At 63.7% G+C, this 20,034-nt stretch carries 19 protein-coding genes; 6 read left to right on the top strand and 13 right to left on the bottom strand.

The annotated features are described in order from the left end of the window. Positions 1 to 20: 20 nt before the first annotated feature. The 9 genes from LB577_RS21890 to LB577_RS21850 form a co-directional block, all read right to left on the bottom strand. A complete protein-coding gene (locus LB577_RS21890) occupies positions 21 to 1,475 on the bottom strand; it encodes a S8 family serine peptidase (RefSeq protein ID WP_224688308.1) in 1,455 nt (484 codons plus the stop codon). Further along, on the bottom strand, positions 1,465 to 2,133 hold the full coding sequence (locus tag LB577_RS21885) for an anti-sigma factor (RefSeq protein WP_224688306.1): 669 nt from the start codon (positions 2,131 to 2,133) through the stop codon (positions 1,465 to 1,467). The genes LB577_RS21890 and LB577_RS21885 overlap by 11 nt, the downstream gene beginning before the upstream one ends. Continuing rightward, a complete protein-coding gene (locus LB577_RS21880) occupies positions 2,130 to 2,696 on the bottom strand; it encodes a sigma-70 family RNA polymerase sigma factor (RefSeq protein ID WP_224688304.1) in 567 nt (188 codons plus the stop codon). Before LB577_RS21880 ends, LB577_RS21885 begins: the two co-directional genes overlap by 4 nt. Before the next feature lie 328 nt (positions 2,697 to 3,024). Continuing rightward, the gene (locus tag LB577_RS21875; protein WP_224688302.1) at positions 3,025 to 3,864 is read right to left on the bottom strand and encodes an alkaline phosphatase family protein; all 840 of its coding nucleotides are present in this window, start codon (positions 3,862 to 3,864) and stop codon (positions 3,025 to 3,027) included. Between the two features lie 51 nt (positions 3,865 to 3,915). Beyond that, positions 3,916 to 5,586 carry an ABC transporter ATP-binding protein gene (locus LB577_RS21870; RefSeq protein ID WP_140570630.1) on the bottom strand — a complete coding sequence of 557 codons (1,671 nt, stop codon included), beginning with the start codon at positions 5,584 to 5,586 and terminating at the stop codon, positions 3,916 to 3,918. Then, positions 5,586 to 6,410, bottom strand: a complete 825-nt coding sequence (locus LB577_RS21865; protein WP_013891607.1) for an ABC transporter permease — start codon at positions 6,408 to 6,410, stop codon at positions 5,586 to 5,588. The genes LB577_RS21870 and LB577_RS21865 overlap by 1 nt, the downstream gene beginning before the upstream one ends. 11 nt (positions 6,411 to 6,421) lie before the next feature. Continuing rightward, positions 6,422 to 7,381, bottom strand: a complete 960-nt coding sequence (locus tag LB577_RS21860; protein WP_023765585.1) for an ABC transporter permease — start codon at positions 7,379 to 7,381, stop codon at positions 6,422 to 6,424. A gap of 16 nt (positions 7,382 to 7,397) precedes the next feature. After that, positions 7,398 to 8,984, bottom strand: a complete 1,587-nt coding sequence (locus LB577_RS21855; protein WP_224688300.1) for an ABC transporter substrate-binding protein — start codon at positions 8,982 to 8,984, stop codon at positions 7,398 to 7,400. 154 nt (positions 8,985 to 9,138) lie between these two features. After that, positions 9,139 to 11,124: a CocE/NonD family hydrolase gene (locus tag LB577_RS21850; RefSeq protein WP_224688298.1), complete on the bottom strand. Its 1,986-nt coding sequence runs from the start codon at positions 11,122 to 11,124 to the stop codon at positions 9,139 to 9,141. A 179-nt stretch (positions 11,125 to 11,303) separates the two neighbouring features. Between LB577_RS21850 and LB577_RS21845 the strand changes: the two genes are divergently transcribed. Continuing rightward, positions 11,304 to 11,558 carry a BrnT family toxin gene (locus LB577_RS21845; RefSeq protein WP_224688391.1) on the top strand — a complete coding sequence of 85 codons (255 nt, stop codon included), beginning with the start codon at positions 11,304 to 11,306 and terminating at the stop codon, positions 11,556 to 11,558. Then, complete coding sequence (locus tag LB577_RS21840) at positions 11,545 to 11,856, top strand: BrnA antitoxin family protein (RefSeq protein ID WP_224688296.1); 312 nt, start codon at positions 11,545 to 11,547, stop codon at positions 11,854 to 11,856. The genes LB577_RS21845 and LB577_RS21840 overlap by 14 nt, the downstream gene beginning before the upstream one ends. A gap of 10 nt (positions 11,857 to 11,866) precedes the next feature. Here the strand turns inward: LB577_RS21840 and LB577_RS21835 are convergent, their stop codons facing one another. The 4 genes from LB577_RS21835 to puuE all read right to left on the bottom strand — a co-directional run bounded on the left by LB577_RS21835 (position 11,867) and on the right by puuE (position 15,307). After that, positions 11,867 to 12,460 carry a nucleoside deaminase gene (locus LB577_RS21835; RefSeq protein ID WP_224688294.1) on the bottom strand — a complete coding sequence of 198 codons (594 nt, stop codon included), beginning with the start codon at positions 12,458 to 12,460 and terminating at the stop codon, positions 11,867 to 11,869. A gap of 66 nt (positions 12,461 to 12,526) precedes the next feature. Continuing rightward, a complete protein-coding gene (locus LB577_RS21830; protein ID WP_224688292.1) occupies positions 12,527 to 13,018 on the bottom strand; it encodes an ureidoglycolate lyase in 492 nt (163 codons plus the stop codon). After that, the gene (locus LB577_RS21825; protein WP_224688290.1) at positions 13,015 to 13,878 is read right to left on the bottom strand and encodes a bifunctional allantoicase/(S)-ureidoglycine aminohydrolase; all 864 of its coding nucleotides are present in this window, start codon (positions 13,876 to 13,878) and stop codon (positions 13,015 to 13,017) included. The genes LB577_RS21830 and LB577_RS21825 overlap by 4 nt, the downstream gene beginning before the upstream one ends. A gap of 10 nt (positions 13,879 to 13,888) precedes the next feature. Next, a complete protein-coding gene (puuE, locus tag LB577_RS21820; RefSeq protein WP_224688288.1) occupies positions 13,889 to 15,307 on the bottom strand; it encodes an allantoinase PuuE in 1,419 nt (472 codons plus the stop codon). Positions 15,308 to 15,508: 201 nt separating this feature from the next. Here puuE and uraH point away from each other — a divergent pair, with 201 nt between their 5' ends. The 4 genes from uraH to LB577_RS21800 form a co-directional block, all read left to right on the top strand. Further along, on the top strand, positions 15,509 to 15,883 hold the full coding sequence (uraH, locus tag LB577_RS21815; protein WP_224688286.1) for a hydroxyisourate hydrolase: 375 nt from the start codon (positions 15,509 to 15,511) through the stop codon (positions 15,881 to 15,883). Positions 15,884 to 15,886: 3 nt separating this feature from the next. Further along, positions 15,887 to 17,368 (top strand): xanthine dehydrogenase small subunit, encoded by a 1,482-nt coding sequence (xdhA, locus tag LB577_RS21810; protein ID WP_224688284.1) that lies wholly within the window; start codon positions 15,887 to 15,889, stop codon positions 17,366 to 17,368. After that, positions 17,368 to 19,734, top strand: a complete 2,367-nt coding sequence (gene xdhB / locus LB577_RS21805) for a xanthine dehydrogenase molybdopterin binding subunit (protein ID WP_224688388.1) — start codon at positions 17,368 to 17,370, stop codon at positions 19,732 to 19,734. The genes xdhA and xdhB overlap by 1 nt, the downstream gene beginning before the upstream one ends. 61 nt (positions 19,735 to 19,795) lie before the next feature. Further along, positions 19,796 to 20,034: XdhC family protein (locus LB577_RS21800; protein WP_318013543.1), on the top strand; the 239-nt coding region annotated here is incomplete at its 3' end.

The following is a 20,034-nucleotide window of genomic DNA, read 5'->3' as shown; positions in this document are numbered from 1 at the left end:
CGTCACAGATCTGAGGGAACCTATTCCTTCCCCGCCCCAGCCGCCTTGATATCCAGCAGCCCATAACCGAAGTCGTTGTCGCGCCCCTTGGGGCCGAGATCCCTGGCCGTTGTCGCCAAGGCCTTTTCGATGTCGTCGGCCGAGCGGTCGGGCGCTGCGTGGATCAGATTGGCGATGGCGCCGCTCACGATCGCCGCGGCGAACGAAGTGCCGGTGACCACATCCGAGCCGGCGCCGCTCGGCGCCACCATCTCGACGCCGGGCGCCGAGATGAAGACATAGGCGCCGCGATTGGCCTGCGGCATCAGCCCGTCCTTGGCGTCGGTTGCGGTCACCGCGATGACGCCGTCGAAGGCGGCCGGGTAGCCATAGGGCGCCTTCGGCCCGTTGTTGCCGGCGGCGGCGACCAGCACGATGCCCAGCGCGCGGGCATTTCTGCAGGCGATGCCGAGCAGGTCGTTCTTCGGCCCGACGAAGCTCATGTTGATGATGCGCACGTCCTGTTCGGCTGCCCAGTCGAGTGCGGAGAGAATGACGTCCATGGTCGACTTGCCGCCTTCGAAGGCGCGCGCGTGGTAGATCCTGGCGCCCGGCGCCATGCCTTCCAGCGCACCGACACCGGCGATCAGCCCATCGACCGAGGTGCCGTGATCGCGCTTTTCGATCGGCACGTCGGGCATGGCGTCGAACTGCCCGGCGATCACCCCGGCCAGCGCCGGATTGGTGTCGTCGATGCCGGTATCGATCACCGCGACGCGGACATTCTCGCCGCTGGCCTGTTTGGCGTCGAGCGCGATGCGCTCGAAGGCATAGTTGACGATGCCGGCCGCCTGCTGCAGCGAATAGATGTGGTTAGGCTCGCGCCGCTGCGTGCGGCCGTCGGCGGCTAGCTGCGCCAGCACGATGCCGACCGGACGGCCGTCCGGAATGCCGAAGCGCACCAAAGTGGTGCCGAGCAGCCTGGACTGACGCTGCGAACGCACTTCGAGGCCGAATGAGGCGGCGATCTGCTGCACGGCGCCGGCATCGCCGTCGACGGTCACCAGCACCTCGTCGGGCACGAAGTCGCCGGCCACGGCGCGCGGCGGCTGAACGGCGATGAGATCGGTCGGCGAGACGATCGGCCCGCCCGGCGGGGTTCCAGCCTGTGTATCGGCGGGCACGGCCGGTGAGGTGTCCGGGTCCTGGCGCGGAGCGGGCGTCGGCACGGGAGCCGGGCTTTCGGCAGGATTGGGGAAGAGGTCGACGATCAATGCAGGCAGAAAGACCGCGCCGGGTTGTCCGGCACCCGAACCGCCCTTTTCACCGCCATTGTCCTTGGCACAGTCGGCTGCCGTGGTATTGGCCGCGTTGCTGCAATCGATTTTCGTCCGTCCGGGACTGGCAGCGTTGGTCTGCGCCGACGCGGGCACGGCGGCGATTGTCATCGCCGCCGCAAGGATCGCCGCAAATCGAATGACCGCCTTAGCCGCCATCTGCCGGTTTCCTTCCCTCGATCACGGTGTCGGTGAAGGGCTGAGCGGCAATAAGGCCGATTTGCCTGGTGTAGTCGGCTGCGTTGGCGGCGGGAATGCCGAGCCGGAACACGCCGTCGGCGGTCGGTCCGCCGATCACCTTCAGCCCGTTGCCGCCGAGGAAGCTCGAAATATCGGACACCTTGGCGTCCGGCTTGAACTTGACCAGCGCGAACGGCATCTTGGCGAGATCGTCTTCCGCGCCGGCAATTTCGAAATTGCCGCCCTTGCCGCCGGGCTGCACGAACGACTGCACCATGATCAGCGCCAGCAGAACCGCGGCCGCCGCCCAGGCGACGCCGGCGGGCAGCGCCACGAAGCGGCCCCAGGCCTGCGCCAGCCAGGACGAGCCTGCCGGCGCCCGCGCCGGTCCTGCCTCGGCGTCGAACGCCCTTGCGAAGCGGCTGAGTGCATCGGCCGGCGGGCGGATCGCCTCGTTGGCCGCCGATGCGCCCGAGAATTCGGCCTCGGCCTCGCCAAGGGCGGCCAGTGCCGAGGGATCGCTGGCCAGCCATTCCTCGACGGCTTCAAGGTCCGAGCCTTCCAGCGAGCCGTTCAGGTAGAACGGCAGCAGCGTTTCCATTTCGTCGCGGCGCGACATCTTTTCAGCGGCGCTCATGGCCACCCCCTGTCGTAACCGGCGGCCTTGAGGGCCTCGCCGAGTTTCTTGCGGGCGTAAAACATCCGGGTCTTGACGGTCGCGACCGGGATGCCGAGCACCTCGCCGATCTCACTCACCGACTGTCCGTGGTAATAGGCAAGGTCGATCACCGTGCGGTGCTCTTCGGGCAAGGCGTCGATGAGGCGGCGCAAGGCGGCGGCCTTGTCCTCCTTCATGGTGACGACCTCGGGCGTGTCGGCGCTGTCGGGCACCGCGGCGGCGGCCTCGTCGTCGATCCAGTCTTCCTTTTTCTTGCGCAGCAGCGACAGCGCCTTGAACCGGGCGATGCCGAGCAGCCATGTCGAAACTTCGGAGCGACCCTCGAAGCCCGGCGCCTGGCGCCACAGTTCGAGAAACACCTCGTTCGCGATATCGTCCGCCATCATTTCCGATCCCGTCTGGCGCACCACGAAGCGGTAGACCCGCGCGTGATGACGCATGAACAGGAGCCGCACGGCGGCACGGTCGCCCTTCGCGACCCGGTCGACAAGCGCGCGATCGGTGTCCGTCGCTGCCGTCATGGCCGGTCGAGCCGCCTGGCTCCTGTCTGCTCTGTCGCTGATCGGTCCAAAAAGGTTCATCCTCCGCCAAGGAATTTGCGAAGGCTAACCGAAGAATGGGGAGGTTGCCAGAGCTGCACTCTCTTCCTTCTCCGCTTGTGGGGTCCGAAGGACGGGGCGAGACCCGTGGCTCGCCCCAGGGCGGTGGATCGGCGCGCAGCGCCGAGACCGATGAGGGGTGTTCCAGCGAAATGAGGCGTTGGCGTTCCCTGGAACACCCCTCATCCGACCTCGCTTCGCGAGGCCACCTCCCCCCACAAAGGGGGGAAGGGGAAGGCGTTGCGCTACATCACCCCAAAAACGCCTTCGCCTTCATCGTCGCCGGCACCGGCACGCCCAGACGGCTCAGCACCGTCGGCGCCAGCTGCAGTTGGTCGAGCAGCGTGTTCGCATCCGGCCCTTTCCCCGACCCGAAATAATACAGCGCGAAATCCTGCATCTCGTCGTCGTGGCCGCCGTGATGGCCGCGATCCGTCTGGCCGTGGTCGGCGGTCACCATCACCTCATAGCCGGCCGCGATCCAGCCCGGCAGGAACCCCGCCAGCATGGCGTCCATGGCATAGACGGCATGGTCCATCTCATGGCAGTCATGGCCGAAGCGGTGGCCCATCGAGTCCAGCGTGCAGGTGTGCAGGATGCCGTAGTCGATGCCGTGGCGCTTGGTCAGCATGGTCAGCGTCGCGAACAGGTCGACATCGCTCGGCGTCATCTGGTTGCGCAGATTGTAGCCGGTCATGGTGTGGAAGCGGCCATGCGTGATCGGCCCGCCCGGCTCGTCGAATTCCATGTCCTCGACCAGATCGAACGGATAGGACCGGAAGAACTCCGACCAGTAGGAGTGGGCGACCGCGCCGGTCTTGCCGCCGGCCTTGCTGACCTCGGAGAAGATATCGGGCTGCCCGACGCGGAACCGGTTCTCGTTGGAGAGGATGCCATGCACCTGCGGCGACACGCCGGTGTGGATCGAGGCATAGCAGCAGGCCGAGGTCGACGGCAGCACGGAGCGCATCTTCCAGACCCGTGCCTCGCCCGATTGCACCCAACCCTCGAGATTGCCCATCAGCCGGCGCCAGTTGCGGTAGGGAACGCCATCGAGGACGACCAGCAGAAGCTTGGATTTGAGCGCCATGGGCGGCTCCATGCAGTCTTGTCGCAAGAGGATGACGGCAGTCGTAGGCGGCTAGTTCCCCGCGCTGGCCATGCGCCGTCCCTTGATCGCCTTTTCCAGCCAGCCGATCTCCATTTCGGGAACCGATGACAGCAAAAGGTCGGTATAGGCATCGAAGGGCGGCGTCAGCACCGTGCTCTTCGAGCCGTAGCGCACCACTTCGCCGCGATACATCACCGCGATCGAATCGGCGATCGACTTCACCGTCGCGAGGTCATGGGTGATGAACAGGTAGGCGACGTTCTCCTCCTTTTGCAGTTCGAGCAAAAGCTTGAGGATGCCGTTGGCCACCAGCGGGTCGAGCGCCGAGGTCACCTCGTCGCAGATGATCAGCTTGGGCTTGGCGGCGAGCGAGCGGGCGATGCAGACGCGCTGCTTTTGGCCGCCCGAAAGCTCGGCCGGATAACGGTCGGCAAAACCCTTGCCCATCTCGATTTTGTCGAGCAGTTCGGTCACGCGGGCATCGCGCTGCCTGCCGCGCATGCCGAAATAGAACTCCAGCGGCCGGCCGATGATGGTGCCGACGGTCTGGCGCGGATTCATCGCCACGTCGGCCATCTGGTAGATCATCTGCAATTGGCGCAGATCCTCCTTCGGCCGATCGGCAAGCCGGTTGGCGAGCGGCCGCCCGTCGAAGGTCACCGTGCCCTGCTCTGGCGGCAAGAGGCCGGTGATGGCCCGCGCCAGGGTCGACTTGCCGGAACCCGACTCGCCGACGACGGCCAGCGTTTGACCCGGGTAGATATCGACCGAGACGTTCTTCAGCACCTTGACATGGCCGCCGGCATAGGCGGCGGTGACGTTCTTGACCGACAGGAACGGTGTCGTGCCGGGCTTCTGCTCGGCGTGTTCGATCTCGTGCACCGAGACCAGCGCGTTGGTGTATTCCTGGCGCGGCTCCTTGATGATCTGGCGCGTGCCGCCCCATTCGACCAGCCGGCCGTGGCGGAGCACCATGATCTCGTCGGAGACCTGGGCGACGACGGCAAGGTCGTGGGTGATGTAGAGCGCCGCCACATGCGTGTCGCGGATGGCGTCCTTGATCGCCGCCAGAACGTCGATCTGCGTCGTCACGTCGAGCGCCGTCGTCGGCTCGTCGAAGACGATCAGGTCGGGTTCGGAACAGAGCGCCATCGCCGTCATGACGCGCTGCAGCTGGCCGCCCGAGACCTGGTGCGGGAAGCGCTCGCCGATGGTTTCGGGGTTGGGCAGGCTGAGCTTCTTGAAGAGTGCGATCGCCCGCTTCTCGGCCTCGGCCCGTGTCGCGGTGCCGTGCAGCAAGGTGGCTTCCACCACCTGGTCCATCAGCCGGTGCGCCGGGTTGAAGGCGGCCGCCGCCGACTGCGCGACATAGCAGACCTCGCGGCCGCGCAATTTGCGGAACCCTTCCTTGCCGCCCTTCAGGATATCGCGGCCGTTGAGCAAAACCTCGCCGCCGGTGATGCGCACGCCGCCACGGCCGTAGCCCATGGACGACAGGCCGATGGTCGACTTGCCGGCGCCGGATTCGCCGATGAGGCCAAGCACCTTACCCTTTTCCAGGGTCAGCGAGACGTCGTGCACCAGCACGATATTCTTTGGCGCTTCCCCCGGCGGGTACACCGTCGCCTCGATGCGTAGGTTGCGGATATCGAGCAGCACGCCTGGTTTTCCCTGTCCGGGCTTCGCTTTGGTATCGGCCATCACCCGCGTCCTCCCTTCAGGCTTGTCGTGCGGTTGAGGATCCAGTCGGCGACAAGGTTGACCGAGATGGCAAGCGCCGCGATCGCGCCTGCCGGGATGAGCGCCGCGGCGATGCCGAAGACGATGCCGTCCTTGTTCTCCTTGACCATGCCGCCCCAATCGGCGTCCGGCGGTTGCACGCCAAGGCCGAGGAAGGACAAGGTCGACAGGAACAGCACGGCATAGATGAAGCGCAGGCCGAGTTCCGAGACCAGCGGCGACAGCGCGTTGGGCAGGATCTCGCGGAAGATGATCCAGCCACTGCCTTCGCCGCGCAGCTTGGCGGCTTCGACATAGTCCATGACGTTGATGTCGACGGCGACCGCGCGCGACAGGCGGTAGACGCGGGTCGAATCGAGAATCCCCATCACCAGGATCAGCGTCACCAGGTTCGTCGGCAGCACCGAAAGCACGACCAGGCCCATGATCAGCGTCGGGATCGACATCAGGAGATCGACGAGGCGCGACAGGATGGTGTCGAACCAGCCGCCGAACACCGCCGCCGAGAAACCGAGAATAGCGCCGAGCGAGAAGGACAGCGCGGTGGCAAGCACGGCGATGAACAGCGTGATGCGGGCGCCGTAGATCATGCGTGACAACAGATCGCGGCCGAGATTGTCGGTACCCAGAAAGTGCGCCGCCGACATCGGTTCCCATACGTCGCCGACGATCTCGGCATTGTCGTGCGGCGAAATCCACGGTGCGAAGATCGCCGCCAGCACGAACAGCGCGGTCAGCACCAGGCCGATCAGGGCGGGAATGGGGATGCGTCTTATGTCGAGCATGCCCGCCCCCCTCACTTTGGATGCCTGAGACGCGGATTGGCGACGATCGCCGCAATGTCCGCGATGATGTTGAGGCTGATGTAGACGGCCGCGAAGATCAAGCCGACCGCCTGCACGACAGGCACGTCGCGCTTGGTGACATGGTCGACCAGATACTGCCCCATGCCGGGATAGACGAAGATCACCTCGACCACGACGACGCCGACGATGAGATAGGCGAGGTTGAGCATGACGACGTTGATGATCGGCGCGATGGCGTTCGGAAAGGCGTGTCTGCGGATGACGGCGAAGGCTGAAAGCCCCTTGAGCTCCGCGGTCTCGACATAGGCCGACTGCATGACGTTGAGGATCGCCGCGCGCGTCATGCGCATCATATGAGCGAGCACGACCAGCGTCAGTGCAGTCGCCGGCAAGGCGATCGCCTGCATGCGTTCGCCAAAGGGCATGCCGTCATAGACGGTCGAGATGGCGGGGAATATCTGCCATTTCACGGCGAAGAAATAGACCAGGAGATAGCCGATGAAGAACTCGGGAAAGGAGGTCGAGGCCAGCGCCAGTCCTGAGATCAGCTTGTCGACCCAGCCATTGCGGTAGCGCACCGCGATCAGGCCGAGGATGATCGCCAACGGCACCGCGACGACCGCCGCCCAGAAGGCGAGGAACAGCGTGTTCCACAGCCGGCCCTTGATCGAGGTCGCGATATCCTGGCCGCTCGACATGGCGGTACCCAGGTCGCCGGTCAGCACGCCGCCGAGCCAGTGGAAATACCTGACATAGGCCGGGTCGTTCAGCCCGAGCTGCTCACGCAAATTGGCGAGCGACTCCGGTGTAGCCGATTGTCCGAGAATGGCTTGCGCGACGTCGCCGGGCAGAATCTGGGTGCCGGCGAAGATCAGGACCGAAATGGCCAACAAAAGGAGGATGCCCAGCGCAATGCGCTGGGCAATCAGTTTCAGGATGGGTGAAGACATATTCGCAAAGCCGGACTCAGGCCTGCAGCCAGCACTTCGCCAAGGCGTAGCCGTTCATCAGTTCCTGATGCGGATCGTCAACCCAGCCATCGACCTTGGCACCGGTCGCGTCGATGAACTGGTTGAACATCGGCAGGATCAGGCCGCCTTCGTCTCGCACCAGGACAGCCATGTCGTGGTACATCTGCTTGCGCTTGGCCTCGTCGAGCTCGGCGCGAGCCGCCAGCACCATCTTGTCGAAATCCGGGCGCTTGAAACGCGTGTCGTTCCAGTCGGCGGTCGACAGATAGGCGGTCGAATACATCTGGTCCTGCGTCGAGCGCCCGCCCCAGTAGGAAGCGCAGAAGGGCTGCTTGTTCCAGACCTCGTTCCAATAGCCGTCGCCGGGCTCGCGCTTGAGCTCGATCTTGATGCCGGCCTTGGCGGCGCTCTGCTGGAAGAGCTGCGAGGCATCGACCGCGCCCGGGAAGGCGACGTCCGAGGTCCTCAAAAGGACGGCGCCGTCATGGCCCGACTTCTTGTAGTGGAATTTCGCCTTGTCCGGATCGTACTTGCGCTGTTCGATTTCGGTGAACAGCGGGTAGGCGGAGTTGATCGGGAAGTCGTTGCCGAGCGAACCGTAGCCGCGCAGCACCTTGGTCAGCATCTCTTCGCGGTCGATTGCGAGCTTCAGCGCCATGCGCAAATCGTTGTTGTCGAACGGCGCCGTGTTGCAATGCATGATGAAGACGTAGTGGCCCGGGCCGGCGTGGTTGCGGATGGTCACGCCCGGCACGCGCTTGATCAGGTCGACGATCTTCGGCTCGACGCGGTTGATCATGTTGACCTGGCCGCCCTGCAGGGCCGCCGTGCGCGCCGTCGCATCGTTGATGACGATGATCTCGATCTGGTCGGCATGGCCCATCTTGTCGCCCTGCCAGTAATTGGCGAAGCGCTCGCCGCCATGGCGCACGCCCGGCTCGTTGGTGGTGACCTTATAGGGGCCGGCAGAAATTCCGGCGTCGGCCTTGTCCTTGCCGCCATTGGGCTGGACGATCAGGTGATAGTCGCTGAGCAGGTAGGGAAGGTCGGCATTGGCTTCCTTCAGCGTCAGCACCACTTCCTTGCCATTGGCCTTGATGGTCTCGATGCCCTTCATGTAGCCGAGCGCACCGGATTTCGATTTCTCGTCGGAATGGCGCTCGAGCGTCGCGGCGACGTCCTCGGCGGTCACCTTCTTGCCGTTGTGGAATTCGACGCCGTCGCGGATCTTCAGCGTCCACACCTTGGCGTCCTTGGACGAGCCGATCTCCTCGGCGATGCGGTTCTCGAGCTTGCCGTCGGGCGACAGCTCGACGATCATTTCGCCCCAGCACTTGCCGAAGGCGAACGGCACCTGGGTCATGAACAGGGCCGGATCGAGACTGTTGGTGGATTCACCGCCGACCAGACCGGCCTTCAACGTGCCGCCCTTGACCGGACCGGCCGCCCGCGCCGCGCTTGAAAGCAGCGAGTTGGCGAAGGGTGCGGCGATGCCGAGCGCTGCCGCCCGGCCGAGAAAATCACGACGGCTCAGCTTGCCCGCTGCAACACGCCGGCTAAGGAATTCGAGTTCATTTGACATTTTGAGTTCCTCACTCTGTTGGTTCGACTCTGTGGTCGATTTTCTTGTTTCTTGTGAGGGGAATAATGACGGCAAGGCAAAGCGGTAAGCAAGACCGAATGCGACATGCCGTGGCGTAAATCGTATGTCGCATTTGGACCAACGGGTTCAGTCCTCAGACCAGCGCGCGCGGAATTTTTTCCTCGAAATTGCGTTCGAAGACGAGGATATCGCCTTCGTAAGCTTCGATTCTGGCGCTAACGACGAAGTTTTGCGCGTCCGATCGCATCTCCGCCCATGTCTCGGTACGCACCGACCATCCGTTTCGCGACAACGTCTGCGTCCAATGGGTGTTCCCCGATGCGGACAGCGGATCGTCGGGATGGATCGCCCAGGTCTCGCGGGCGATGCTGCCATTGGCCAGGCCATGGGCAAGATCGCGCACCTCGCCGAAGTCGTCCGCTATGGATAGCGTGACGATTCCGGTCTTTTCGTCGCGATCGACATGACGTTCGGAATTGGCTGGCCGGACCGTCTGGGTGGCCCAGGGCGCGGCGCCTTCCGGCTCGGCGAATGTCACCTCGCTGCCCGTGGCCAGCGGGCGCAAGGGAAGGGCCAGTGTCGCTGCCGACAAGGTGAGTTGAACCGGCTCCGGCGAGGGCCAGATCATTGGCCAATAGGCGTTCGAAACGGCAACGCGCAGGCGGTGGCCGGCCGGAACGCGGTAGGCGCACTGATCGAGCACGACGCGCGCCGAGATGGCCTCGCCCGGCGCCAGCGCTTGCGGGAATTCGTGCGAGTCGCGGTGCGTCAGGTTGAGCACGCCGTAGGAGATCAGTTCCGACGCGCCGTCCGGATGCACGTCGCACAGGCGAACCGCGATGTTGGCTTGCGGGCGATCGGACGAGAGCGTGACTTGGACTTCCGGTGCACCGACAATGTCGAGCGCCTCGGCGAGTTCCGGTTGGTCGAAACACACCGACAGAGCATCGTCGGGACGCTGGTCACCTGGCAGTTCCGGACCGAAGGTGAACGGGAAGTACTCGCCGCCAGCGAGACCGCAGCTTTGCGGCGAGGCCACGATGGCAGGTTTTTTGCCCTTGGCAACCAGCTCGATCGTTCGCGTCTTGATGGTCGGTGACTGCCATTGCTGCTCCGCCACCCAGCGGCCCGGCCGCTCGGGATGCCAGCGCGCCGGGCGCACGCTGTCCATCACATAGGCGCGATAGGCCGGGTCGGCCTCGACACCAGTGTCGGTGCCCTTCAGCCAGTGGTCCCACCAGCGCAGTGCTTCCTGCAGGAAGCCGATGGCCGGCTGAGGTCCGGCATAATGTGGATATTTGTGGATCCATGGGCCGACGATGCCCTTGACCGGTGCCTCGATGTTGCTGACGAGATTGGAGATCGTGTTGCGGTAACCGTCATGCCAGCCGCCGATCGACAGCACCGCTGCCTTGACCGCCGAAAAATCCTCGCAGATGGAGCCGCGTTTCCAATAGGCATCGCGGTGCTGGTGGCTGAGCCACAGCGGCAAAAGGAAAGACTGGTTCTGCAGCCGGGTCAGCCACAGATCGCGCCACCGGTTGTCGCCGGCAATCAGCGGGTCCGGCGGCCGTGACGAATAGGAGAGCATCGTCGAAGCCCAGCCGAAATTCTCGATCAGCAGGCAGCCGCCCTTGTAATGGATATCGTCGGCGTAGCGGTCGACGGTCGAGCACAGGCTGATCACCGCCTTCAGCGCCGGCGGCTGTTTGGCCGCCACCTGCAGGCAGTTGAAGCCGCCCCAGGAAATACCCATCATGCCGACATTGCCGTTGCACCAGGGTTGGCTTGCGGCCCAAGCAATGACGTCGCACGCATCCTGCAATTCCTGCTCGGAATATTCGTCGTCCATCAGCCCTTCGGAATCGCCATTGCCTCGCATGTCGACGCGGATCGAGGCGTAGCCGTGGCCGGCAAAATAAGGATGCGTCAGCTGGTCGCGAAAGATGGTGCCGTCGCGCTTGCGGTAGGGCAGGTGCTCGAGAATGGCAGGCACCGGATCGTCGCCGGCGTCCTCCGGCATCCACACTCGCGCCGACAGCCGGCAGCCATCCGGCATGACGATGCCCATGTCCGGGAATTCGACGACCTTGCGGGGAAATTCGGTGACGGTTTTCATGGCTGCTCTCCAGGATATCAGTGACGCATGAAGCGCGCACATTACGAAGTCGAACGCACGACGGCCTGTGTCGCCGGGACGACGGTTGGCGCGAACATTTAACTTCTATCTTGCGTTACCCCGAGAATTTATGTATTACTTTTATTCACTCCAGTTCGACATACTGAGGATAATTACGCCTGAAAATCGTTTGGGATGAGCCGAAACGCGTAACGAACCTCAAAAACCGGGGTCTCGATTTTGCCGAACTCGATATCGAGTTTTTTGCGACTTCAACCGTCCTCCCGGCCAAGGCCGGCCGGCTCAAGGCGATTGGCGAATTCGGAGAGATCATTCTCGCCGTTATTTTTAAGCCGCTTGGTTTCGAAGCGATTTCGGTGATCTCGATGCGTCGTGCTAGCCGAAAGGAAAGGTCAGTATATGAACAAACCTAAGTCACGTATTCGGCCGCTTACCGATGAGGAGGAAGCGGAAATCCAAAGGCAAATCGCTGCTGATTCCGACGACGCGGAGGCGACTGACGAGCAATTGGCGCGAGCCAAGCCTTTCGCGGAAGCGTTTCCGGAACTTTTCGAAAGCATAAGGCGCGCTCGTGGCCGGCCTCCTGTGGAAAAGCCCAAGCAAGTTGTGTCCATCCGTCTGGATCAGGACGTCGTCAGAAAATTCAAGGCGACTGGCAAGGGCTGGCAGGCCAAGATAAATGAGGTATTGAAAAACGCGAAGGTAAGCTAGGCGATCCCTCTCAATTCAGCGGAATGTCGTTCTCGTTCTTGTTCGCCTGGTAGGCGCCTGACAAATCGTCGTAGCGCGCCGAGATCTTGCCGATGCGTGTTTCCAGCCTCTGGCGCTCGGTCTCGGGCAGCGCCCGCACCAGCCTGCGTATTGAGAAACTCTTCCAATAGGCGTTCTCGGCATTGTAACCGCCGGGATCGAGGGTGAAGACCTCTTTCAGGATTTTCAAATCGTGCGGGATGGCGAAGCTGTCGCGCGAATCCTCATGGCTGAACAGATAGTAGAAATTGTCGAAGCCGGTCCAGGTGATTGCCGACAGGCAGAGCGAGCATGGTTCGTGCGTGGCGAGGAAGATGGCGTCGCCGGTGTCGACACGCTCCGCCCTGGGCATCTCGTAAAAACGCTTCAGGCAATGCACCTCGCCATGCCAGAGCGGGTTTTCGATCTCGTTGTTGGTCTCGGCCAGCACCAGCGAACGATCGTCCTTCCTCAGGATCGCCGCGCCGAACAGCTTGTTGCCGTGGGCAACGCCTTCCTCCGTCTTCGGCACGATGTCATGCTCGATGACGTCGAGCAGGCGGTCGATCAGCGAAATGTCGGTCATGACGGCTCTCCTGCTGCATGTCGCCCAAAAGTGCCCCGGTCCTGGGGCAACGACATGCGCGAAAAATTAGGGAAGATGGATCTCGTAGGCGTGCGAGAAATGGAATTCCTCGAGATTGGAGCCGTCGCCGCCACGGTCGACGATCAGGAAGTCCTGAGCTTCGCCAAGCGGCGTCAGCACGCCATGCCAGAGATTGCGGGAATAGTTGATGCCTTGTCCGGGCGCGGTGATGAAGGCGTGCGGTTCGCCCGGCCCCTCCTTGCCGTCATGGCAGACGACGACCAGGAACGGGCGCGGCGACAGCGGAATGAAGGCCTGGCTGCCGAACGGATGCCGCTCGACCATGGTCAGCTTCAGCGGCAGTTCGTAGGGCGTGCCGTGCACCATCGAGATCAGCACGCGCGCGTTCGGTCCCGTTGCCTCGGCGGTCGCAAGATCGTGGTAGCGCTCGGCCTTGCCGCCATTGATCGGGTAATGGTTGTCGCCGCCCATGTCGATGACGTCGCCGAAACCGGCAAACGCCTCGCGCGTCAGCGGCCGCGCGACGATGCGGGTCACCGCGTGCGACCGCCAATATCGGCACCGCCCAGCTTGGCGTGCCGGTTGACGTCCTTGTAGAGCAGATAGCGGAATTTCGCAGGGCCGCCGGCATAGCAGGCCTGCGGGCAGAAGGCGCGCAGCCACATATAGTCGCCGGCCTCGACCTCGACCCAGTCCTGGTTGAGGCGATAGACCGCCTTGCCTTCGAGCACGTAGAGCCCGTGCTCCATCACATGCGTCTCGGCGAACGGAATGACGGCGCCAGGCTCGAGCGTCACAATGGTCATATGCATGTCGTGGCGCATGTCGGCCGGATCGACGAACCGCGTCGTCGCCCAGCGGCCCTCGGTGCCGGGCATCGGCGTCGGTGCGATCTCCTGTTCGTTGGTGAAGAAGGCTTCCGGCGCTTCGATGCCATCGACGGCCTCATAGGCCTTGCGGATCCAGTGGAAGCGAACAGCCGCCTTGCTTTCATTGCGAACCGTCCAGCCGCTGGCCGGCGGCAGGAAGGCAAAGCCGCCTGGCCGCAACATATGCTTCTTCCCGGCAAGCAGGACCGTCAACTCGCCCTCGACCACGAACAGGGCGCCCTCGGCGCCGGCGTCGGGTTCCGGCCGCTCGCTGCCGCCGCCGGGCGCGATCTCGACAATGTACTGTGAAAACGTCTCGGCAAAACCGGACAGCGGACGCGACAGGATCCAGACGCGGGTCTCGTCCCAGAACGGCAAGGCGCTGGTGACGATGTCCTGCATCACCCCCTTGGGGATGACGGCATAGGCCTCGGTGAAGACGGCGCGGCCGGTCAAAAGCTCGTTTTGGCCGGAATGGCCGCCATGTGGAGCATAATAGGTTCGCTCGGGCATCCTGATCGTATCCATGGGTTCAAACCTATTGCGGTAGCATGTCCCTGAGGCGGAGCAGCGCGATGCGCTCGACCTGTTTGCAGGCGGTCTCGAATTCCACGCCGCGGCTGTTGCCGATGCGGGCTTCGAACTCCGCCAGGATCTCCTCCTTGGTTTTGCCCTTCACCGCGATGATGAAGGGGAAGCCGAAGGTGGTGACGTAGGCGGCGTTGAGTTTGGAGAACAGTTCGCGTTCCTTGTCGGTCAGCGCGTCGAGACCGGCGGAGGCCTGTTCCCGGGTCGATTCCGCGGTCAACCGCCTGGCCTTGGCCAATTTGCCGGCCAGGTCGGGATGGGCGTTGAGCACGCCGAGCCGCTCTGTCTCGCTGGCCGAGCGGAAGACGCGGCAGAGCGCATTGTGCAGGCCGCCGGCGGTGTCATGCGCTGGGCCGAGCTCAAGTTCATAGGCGCGTTCGGCAATCCACGGCGAATGCTCGAACACGCCGCCGAAGCTGTGAACGAAGGTTTCGAATTCCATTTTCGATGGGCGCAGCGCCGCCGGCTTGTAGGGGTGGTTCTCCTGCCAGTGCCTGGCGATGTCGATGCGCCGCGCCAGCCAGACCTTGTCGTGCGACTTCACATAGTCGACGAAGCGTTTCAACGCCGCCACCCGGCCTGGCCGCCCGACGAGCCGGCAATGCAGGCCGATGTTCATCATGCGCGGCCGGCCCGCCTTGCCCTCGGCGTAGAGCGTGTCGAAACTGTCCTTGAGGTAGGCGAAGAACTGGTCACCCGAGTTGAAGCCTTGCGGCGTGGCGAAGCGCATATCGTTGGCGTCGAGCGTATAGGGGATGATGAGCTGCGTGCCGCCCGCATGCTCGTACCAGTAGGGCAGTTCGTCGTCATAGGTGTCCGACACGTAGTCGAAGCCGCCCTCTTCGGCGACCAGCCGCACTGTGTTGATCGAGGTGCGGCCGGTATACCAGCCGGTCGGGCGCTGGCCTGTGACCTCGTAATGCAGCTTGATCGCGGCTTCGAGGTCGCGGCGTTCGTCCTCGGCGCCGTGGTCGCGGTAGTCGATCCATCTCAGCCCATGCGAGGCGATTTCCCAGCCGGCCTCCTGCATGGCCGTCACCTGGTCGGGCGAGCGTGCCAACGCGGTGGCGACGCCGTAGCAGGTCACCGGCACCTGGCTCTCGCTGAACAGGCGCAGCAGCCGCCAGAAACCGGCCCGCGCCCCGTATTCGTAGATCGATTCCATGTTCCAGTGGCGCTGGCCCACCCAGGCCGCGGCGCCGACGATTTCCGACAGGAAGGCTTCCGAGGCCTTGTCGCCGTGCAGCACGCAGTTCTCGCCGCCCTCTTCGTAGTTGACGACGAACTGCACCGCGACATGCGCCCCGCCAGGCCATTTCGGATCCGGCGGATTGGCTCCATAGCCGCGCATGTCTCTTTCGTAACGCATCGTCCCTCCCGCGGGGCATCGCCCGAAGTATGATCAGGATATCGAAAGGGTGCTTCTCGCATTCCCCCGAAAATTTTTGAAAGTGTTTTTGTCGCACTCCGCTCGACCGGGACTTATGCATCGCCTTTAATTGGCGCACAATTCATCGCTTGTGTTCGATTGTACCAGCCAGTTCGTTCAACTGGGAAAGGGAGGCGGCCAATGGCAGAGACGTCGAAAGCCGATGGCGGACGCCTGACGACCCACGTTCTCGACACGGCGACCGGCAAGCCGGCGGCGGGCCTGTCGATCGCTCTTTACCGTCTCGATGGTGCCGTCCGCACGCTTCTCAAGACGGTCGCGACCAATGCCGACGGCCGCTGCGATGCGCCGTTGCTTGTCGGCGGCGACTTCCGCACCGGCGAATACGAGCTGATCTTCGCGGCGGGCGACTATCTGCGTGGCCAGGGAACAAAGCTGCCCGAGCCGGCTTTCCTCGACCGCGTGCCGATCCGCTTCGGCATGGCGGAGGCGGTGCACTATCATGTGCCCTTGCTGATCTCGCCCTACGGCTATTCGACCTACAGGGGGAGTTGAGGCATGGCCAAGGTCAATATCCGCAACGAAATCCGTTTCATCCTCAATGGCAGGGACGTCGTGCTGTCTTCGGTGGCACCCGACACCACCTTGCTCGACTGGCTGCGGCTCGACCGCTCGCTGCGCGGCACCAAGGAAGGCTGCGCCGAGGGCGATTGCGGCGCCTGCACCGTGCTTGTCGGCAAGCTCTCGGCCGGCGGACTGGTCTATGAAAGTGTCAATGCCTGCATCCGCTTCCTCGGCTCGCTGGACGGCACCCATGTCGTGACCGTCGAGCATTTGCGCGGCCTGCCCGGCCAACTGCACCCGGTGCAGCAGGCAATGGTCGATTTCCACGGCTCGCAATGCGGCTTCTGCACGCCGGGCTTCATCATGTCGCTCTACGGCCTGTGGATGAGATCATCGGACCCATCGAACGCGACGATCGAAAAAGCCCTGCAAGGCAACCTTTGCCGCTGCACCGGCTACGAGGCGATCATGCGCGCCGCCCACGCCATCTCCAGCTACGGCAAGGCGGCGAAAGACCCGCTGGCGGCGGAGCGCGAGGCGATCACGGCAAGGCTCGATGCCATGCACGATGGCGCGCGGGTCGAGATCGGCGACGGCAAGGCACGGCTGGTGGTGCCAGCCAATGTTGATGATTTCGCCGCCATACTGGACAAGGAACCCACGGCCACCATCGTTGCCGGGGCGACCGATGTCGGCCTGTGGGTCACCAAGCACATGCGCGATATCTCGCCGGTGATCTTCATCGGCAATCTCGACGGGCTTTGCACGATCTCCGAAGACAAGGGCGTCATCTCGATCGGCGCCGGCGTCACCTACACCGAAGCCTTCTCGACGCTGTCGAAGCGTATCCCCGCGCTTGGACCGTTGTTCGACCGCATCGGCGGCGAACAGGTGCGCAATATGGGCACCATCGGCGGCAACATCGCCAACGGCTCGCCGATCGGCGACACGCCGCCGCCACTGATCGCGCTCGGCGCGCGGCTGACGCTGCGCAGGGGCAAGAAGCGGCGCACGATCCCGTTGCAGGATTTCTTCATTGCCTACGGCAAGCAGGATCGGCAGCCGGGCGAGTTCGTCGAAGCCGTGCACGTCCCTGTCCCCGCCAAGGGGGCGAAATTCGCCGTCTACAAGATCACCAAGCGCCGCGACGAGGACATCACGGCCGCCCTTGGCGCCTTTTTCCTGACGCTGGCCAAGGACGGCACAGTCGCCGACATCCGTATCGCCTATGGCGGCATGGCGGCGACGCCGAAGCGCGCAACCGCTGTCGAGAAGGCACTGCTCGGCAAGCCCTGGACCGAAGCGACGGTCGAGACGGCGATGACTGAGTACGCCAGGGATTTCACGCCGCTCACCGACATGCGGGCGTCAGCCGAATACCGGGCGCTGGCAGCGAAGAACCTGTTGTTGCGCTTCTTTGTCGAAACCACCGGCACCAGAGCACCATTCCAGGTGTCACGCAACGAGGCGGCATGATGAACAAGCACGCCACCACCAATCTCAAGGCCGAGAAGATCGCCGGTGGCGTCGCCACCGACCAGCGGCATGATTCCGCCCACAAGCATGTCAGCGGCACGGCGGTCTATATCGACGACATGCCGGAACCGGCCGGCACGCTGCATGGCTGCCTCGGCCTTTCGGCGGCGACCCATGCCACGATCGTCGAGATGGACCTTTCGGCGGTGCGCGCCGCGCCGGGCGTCGTCGATGTGCTGACGGCGAAGGATGTGCCGGGCGAGAACGACATCTCGCCGACTGGCCGCCATGACGAGCCGGTGCTCGCCGACGGCAAGGTCGAGTTCCATGGTCAGCCGATCTTCTGCGTTATTGCCGAGACTCGCGAACAAGCACGCCGCGCCACCAGGCTGGCCAAGGTCGAATACCAGGAATTGCCCTTCGTCACCGATATCGGCGACCTCGATCCAAGGAAGGACAAGTTGGTCACGCCGCCTCTCACGCTGAGACGCGGCGACGCGGCGACCGCGATCCGTCAGGCGCCGCGCCGGCTGAAGGGAAAGATGCGCGTCGGCGGCCAGGAGCATTTCTACCTCGAGGGCCATATCGCCATGGCCGTTCCCGGCGAGGACCAGGACGTCACCATCTACTCCTCGACCCAGCATCCGAGCGAAGTCCAGCACATGGTGAGCCATGCGCTCGGGGTGCCGAGCAATGCCATCACTGTGGAAATCCGCCGCATGGGCGGCGGCTTCGGCGGCAAGGAAACACAAGGCAACCAGTTTGCGGCATTGGCCGCGATCGCCGCCAAGAAGCACCATCGCGCGGTGAAAATCCGGCCCGACCGCGATGACGACATGACCGCCACCGGCAAGCGCCACGACTTCCTCGTCGATTACGAAGTCGGCTTCGATGATGAAGGCAACATCCTCGGCGTCGACTTCATGTTCGCGGCGCGCTGCGGCTTTTCGTCGGACCTGTCTGGCCCGGTCACCGACCGCGCACTGTTCCACTGCGACAACACCTATTTCTGGCCAGCGGTGCATGCGCAATCGGCACCGCTCTATACCAACACCGTATCCAACACCGCCTTTCGTGGCTTTGGCGGCCCGCAAGGCATGGTCGGTGCCGAACGCGTCATCGACGAGGTCGCCTTCGCGGTCGGCAAGGACCCGCTGGAAATCCGCAAGAGGAATTTCTACGGCACCAGTGGTGATAGCGAGGGGGACCGCAACATCACGCCCTATCACCAGACGGTCGAGGACAACATCATCCAGCGCATCGTCGGCGAACTGGAGGAAAGCGCCAGCTATGCGCGGCGACGGCGGGAAATTTCGGCCTTCAACGCCAACAGCCGTTTCATCAAGCGCGGCCTGGCGCTGACGCCGGTCAAATTCGGCATTTCCTTCACCGCCACGCACTACAACCAGGCCGGCGCGCTTGTGCATGTCTACACCGACGGTTCCGTGCATCTGAACCATGGCGGCACCGAGATGGGGCAGGGCCTCTACCTCAAGGTCGCGCAGGTGGTGGCGGAAGAATTCCAGATCGACCTCGACCAGGTGAAGATCACGGCGACCACCACCGGCAAGGTGCCCAACACCTCGGCCACCGCGGCGTCTTCCGGCTCCGATCTCAACGGCATGGCCGCGCAAAACGGTGCGCGTCAGATCAAGGACCGGCTCATCGATTTCGCCGCCGAAAAGTACCAGGTGCCGCGCGACCAGGTGGTTTTCCTGCCCAACCGGGTGCGCGTCGGCAACCAGGAGATCGCCTTCGCCGACCTCGTCAAGCAAGCCTACATGGCGCGCATTCAGCTCTCGGCGGCGGGATTCTACAAGACGCCGAAAATCCACTGGAACCGCGACAGGGGACAAGGTCGCCCCTTCTACTATTTCGCCTACGGGGCCTCCTGCTCGGAAGTCTCGGTGGACACGCTGACCGGCGAATATGTGGTCGAGCGCACCGACATCCTGCACGAAACCGGCCGCTCGCTAAACCGTGCCATCGATCTCGGCCAGATCGAAGGTGGCTTCATCCAAGGCATGGGCTGGCTGACGACGGAAGAACTGTGGTGGGACGACAAGGGACGGCTGCGCACCCATGCGCCGTCGACCTATAAGATCCCGCTGGCGTCAGACCGGCCGAAGATCTTCAACGTGACCCTGGCCGACTGGCCCGAGGCGAGCGAGCCGACGATCCACCGCTCCAAGGCGGTTGGCGAGCCGCCTTTCCCGCTCGGCATGTCCGTTCTGCATGCATTGTCGGATGCGGTCGCCAGTGTCGCCCACCACAAGATCTGCCCGCGTCTCGATGCTCCGGCAACGCCGGAACGCGTGCTGATGACGATCGAGCGGCTGAAGAAAGAGGCCAGGGCTGGCGTTTAAGTCGCCAAAACGTGCAAAATCAGCGTGAAAAGCCTATATTTCCCAATTGGGAATGCAAATGATGAACTCGAAAGTGCAAAGCCTGAAAGCCTTTCTCGCCAGCGCCCACCGGGTCGCCCTGGTCGAAGTGGCTGGCACCAAAGGCTCGACGCCGCGCGAGAAGGGCGCCTTCATGCTCGTCTCGGCATCGGCCACCTTTGGCACGATCGGCGGCGGCCAGCTCGAATACATGGCTATCGACAAGGCCAGGCAGATGCTAGCGTCCTCACCCTCCCCCTTGTGGGGGGGGTCGGGGGGGGG

The organism is Mesorhizobium sp. B283B1A, from assembly GCF_020165735.1.
In the GTDB taxonomy this organism is placed as follows: domain Bacteria; phylum Pseudomonadota; class Alphaproteobacteria; order Rhizobiales; family Rhizobiaceae; genus Mesorhizobium; species Mesorhizobium opportunistum.
Note: the sequence above shows the minus strand (reverse complement) of the source record. Positions and strands in the feature narration are given on the sequence as shown.

Coding starts and splice junctions, on each gene's coding strand:
- LB577_RS21890 (WP_224688308.1), bottom strand. CDS start 1,475: ATGGCGGCTAAGGCGGTCATTCGATTTGCGGCGATCCTTGCGGCGGCG.
- LB577_RS21885 (WP_224688306.1), bottom strand. CDS start 2,133: ATGAGCGCCGCTGAAAAGATGTCGCGCCGCGACGAAATGGAAACGCTG.
- LB577_RS21880 (WP_224688304.1), bottom strand. CDS start 2,696: ATGACGGCAGCGACGGACACCGATCGCGCGCTTGTCGACCGGGTCGCG.
- LB577_RS21875 (WP_224688302.1), bottom strand. CDS start 3,864: ATGGCGCTCAAATCCAAGCTTCTGCTGGTCGTCCTCGATGGCGTTCCC.
- LB577_RS21870 (WP_140570630.1), bottom strand. CDS start 5,586: ATGGCCGATACCAAAGCGAAGCCCGGACAGGGAAAACCAGGCGTGCTG.
- LB577_RS21865 (WP_013891607.1), bottom strand. CDS start 6,410: ATGCTCGACATAAGACGCATCCCCATTCCCGCCCTGATCGGCCTGGTG.
- LB577_RS21860 (WP_023765585.1), bottom strand. CDS start 7,381: ATGTCTTCACCCATCCTGAAACTGATTGCCCAGCGCATTGCGCTGGGC.
- LB577_RS21855 (WP_224688300.1), bottom strand. CDS start 8,984: ATGTCAAATGAACTCGAATTCCTTAGCCGGCGTGTTGCAGCGGGCAAG.
- LB577_RS21850 (WP_224688298.1), bottom strand. CDS start 11,124: ATGAAAACCGTCACCGAATTTCCCCGCAAGGTCGTCGAATTCCCGGAC.
- LB577_RS21840 (WP_224688296.1), top strand. CDS start 11,545: ATGAACAAACCTAAGTCACGTATTCGGCCGCTTACCGATGAGGAGGAA.
- LB577_RS21835 (WP_224688294.1), bottom strand. CDS start 12,460: ATGACCGACATTTCGCTGATCGACCGCCTGCTCGACGTCATCGAGCAT.
- LB577_RS21825 (WP_224688290.1), bottom strand. CDS start 13,878: ATGGATACGATCAGGATGCCCGAGCGAACCTATTATGCTCCACATGGC.
- puuE (WP_224688288.1), bottom strand. CDS start 15,307: ATGCGTTACGAAAGAGACATGCGCGGCTATGGAGCCAATCCGCCGGAT.
- uraH (WP_224688286.1), top strand. CDS start 15,509: ATGGCAGAGACGTCGAAAGCCGATGGCGGACGCCTGACGACCCACGTT.
- xdhA (WP_224688284.1), top strand. CDS start 15,887: ATGGCCAAGGTCAATATCCGCAACGAAATCCGTTTCATCCTCAATGGC.
- xdhB (WP_224688388.1), top strand. CDS start 17,368: ATGAACAAGCACGCCACCACCAATCTCAAGGCCGAGAAGATCGCCGGT.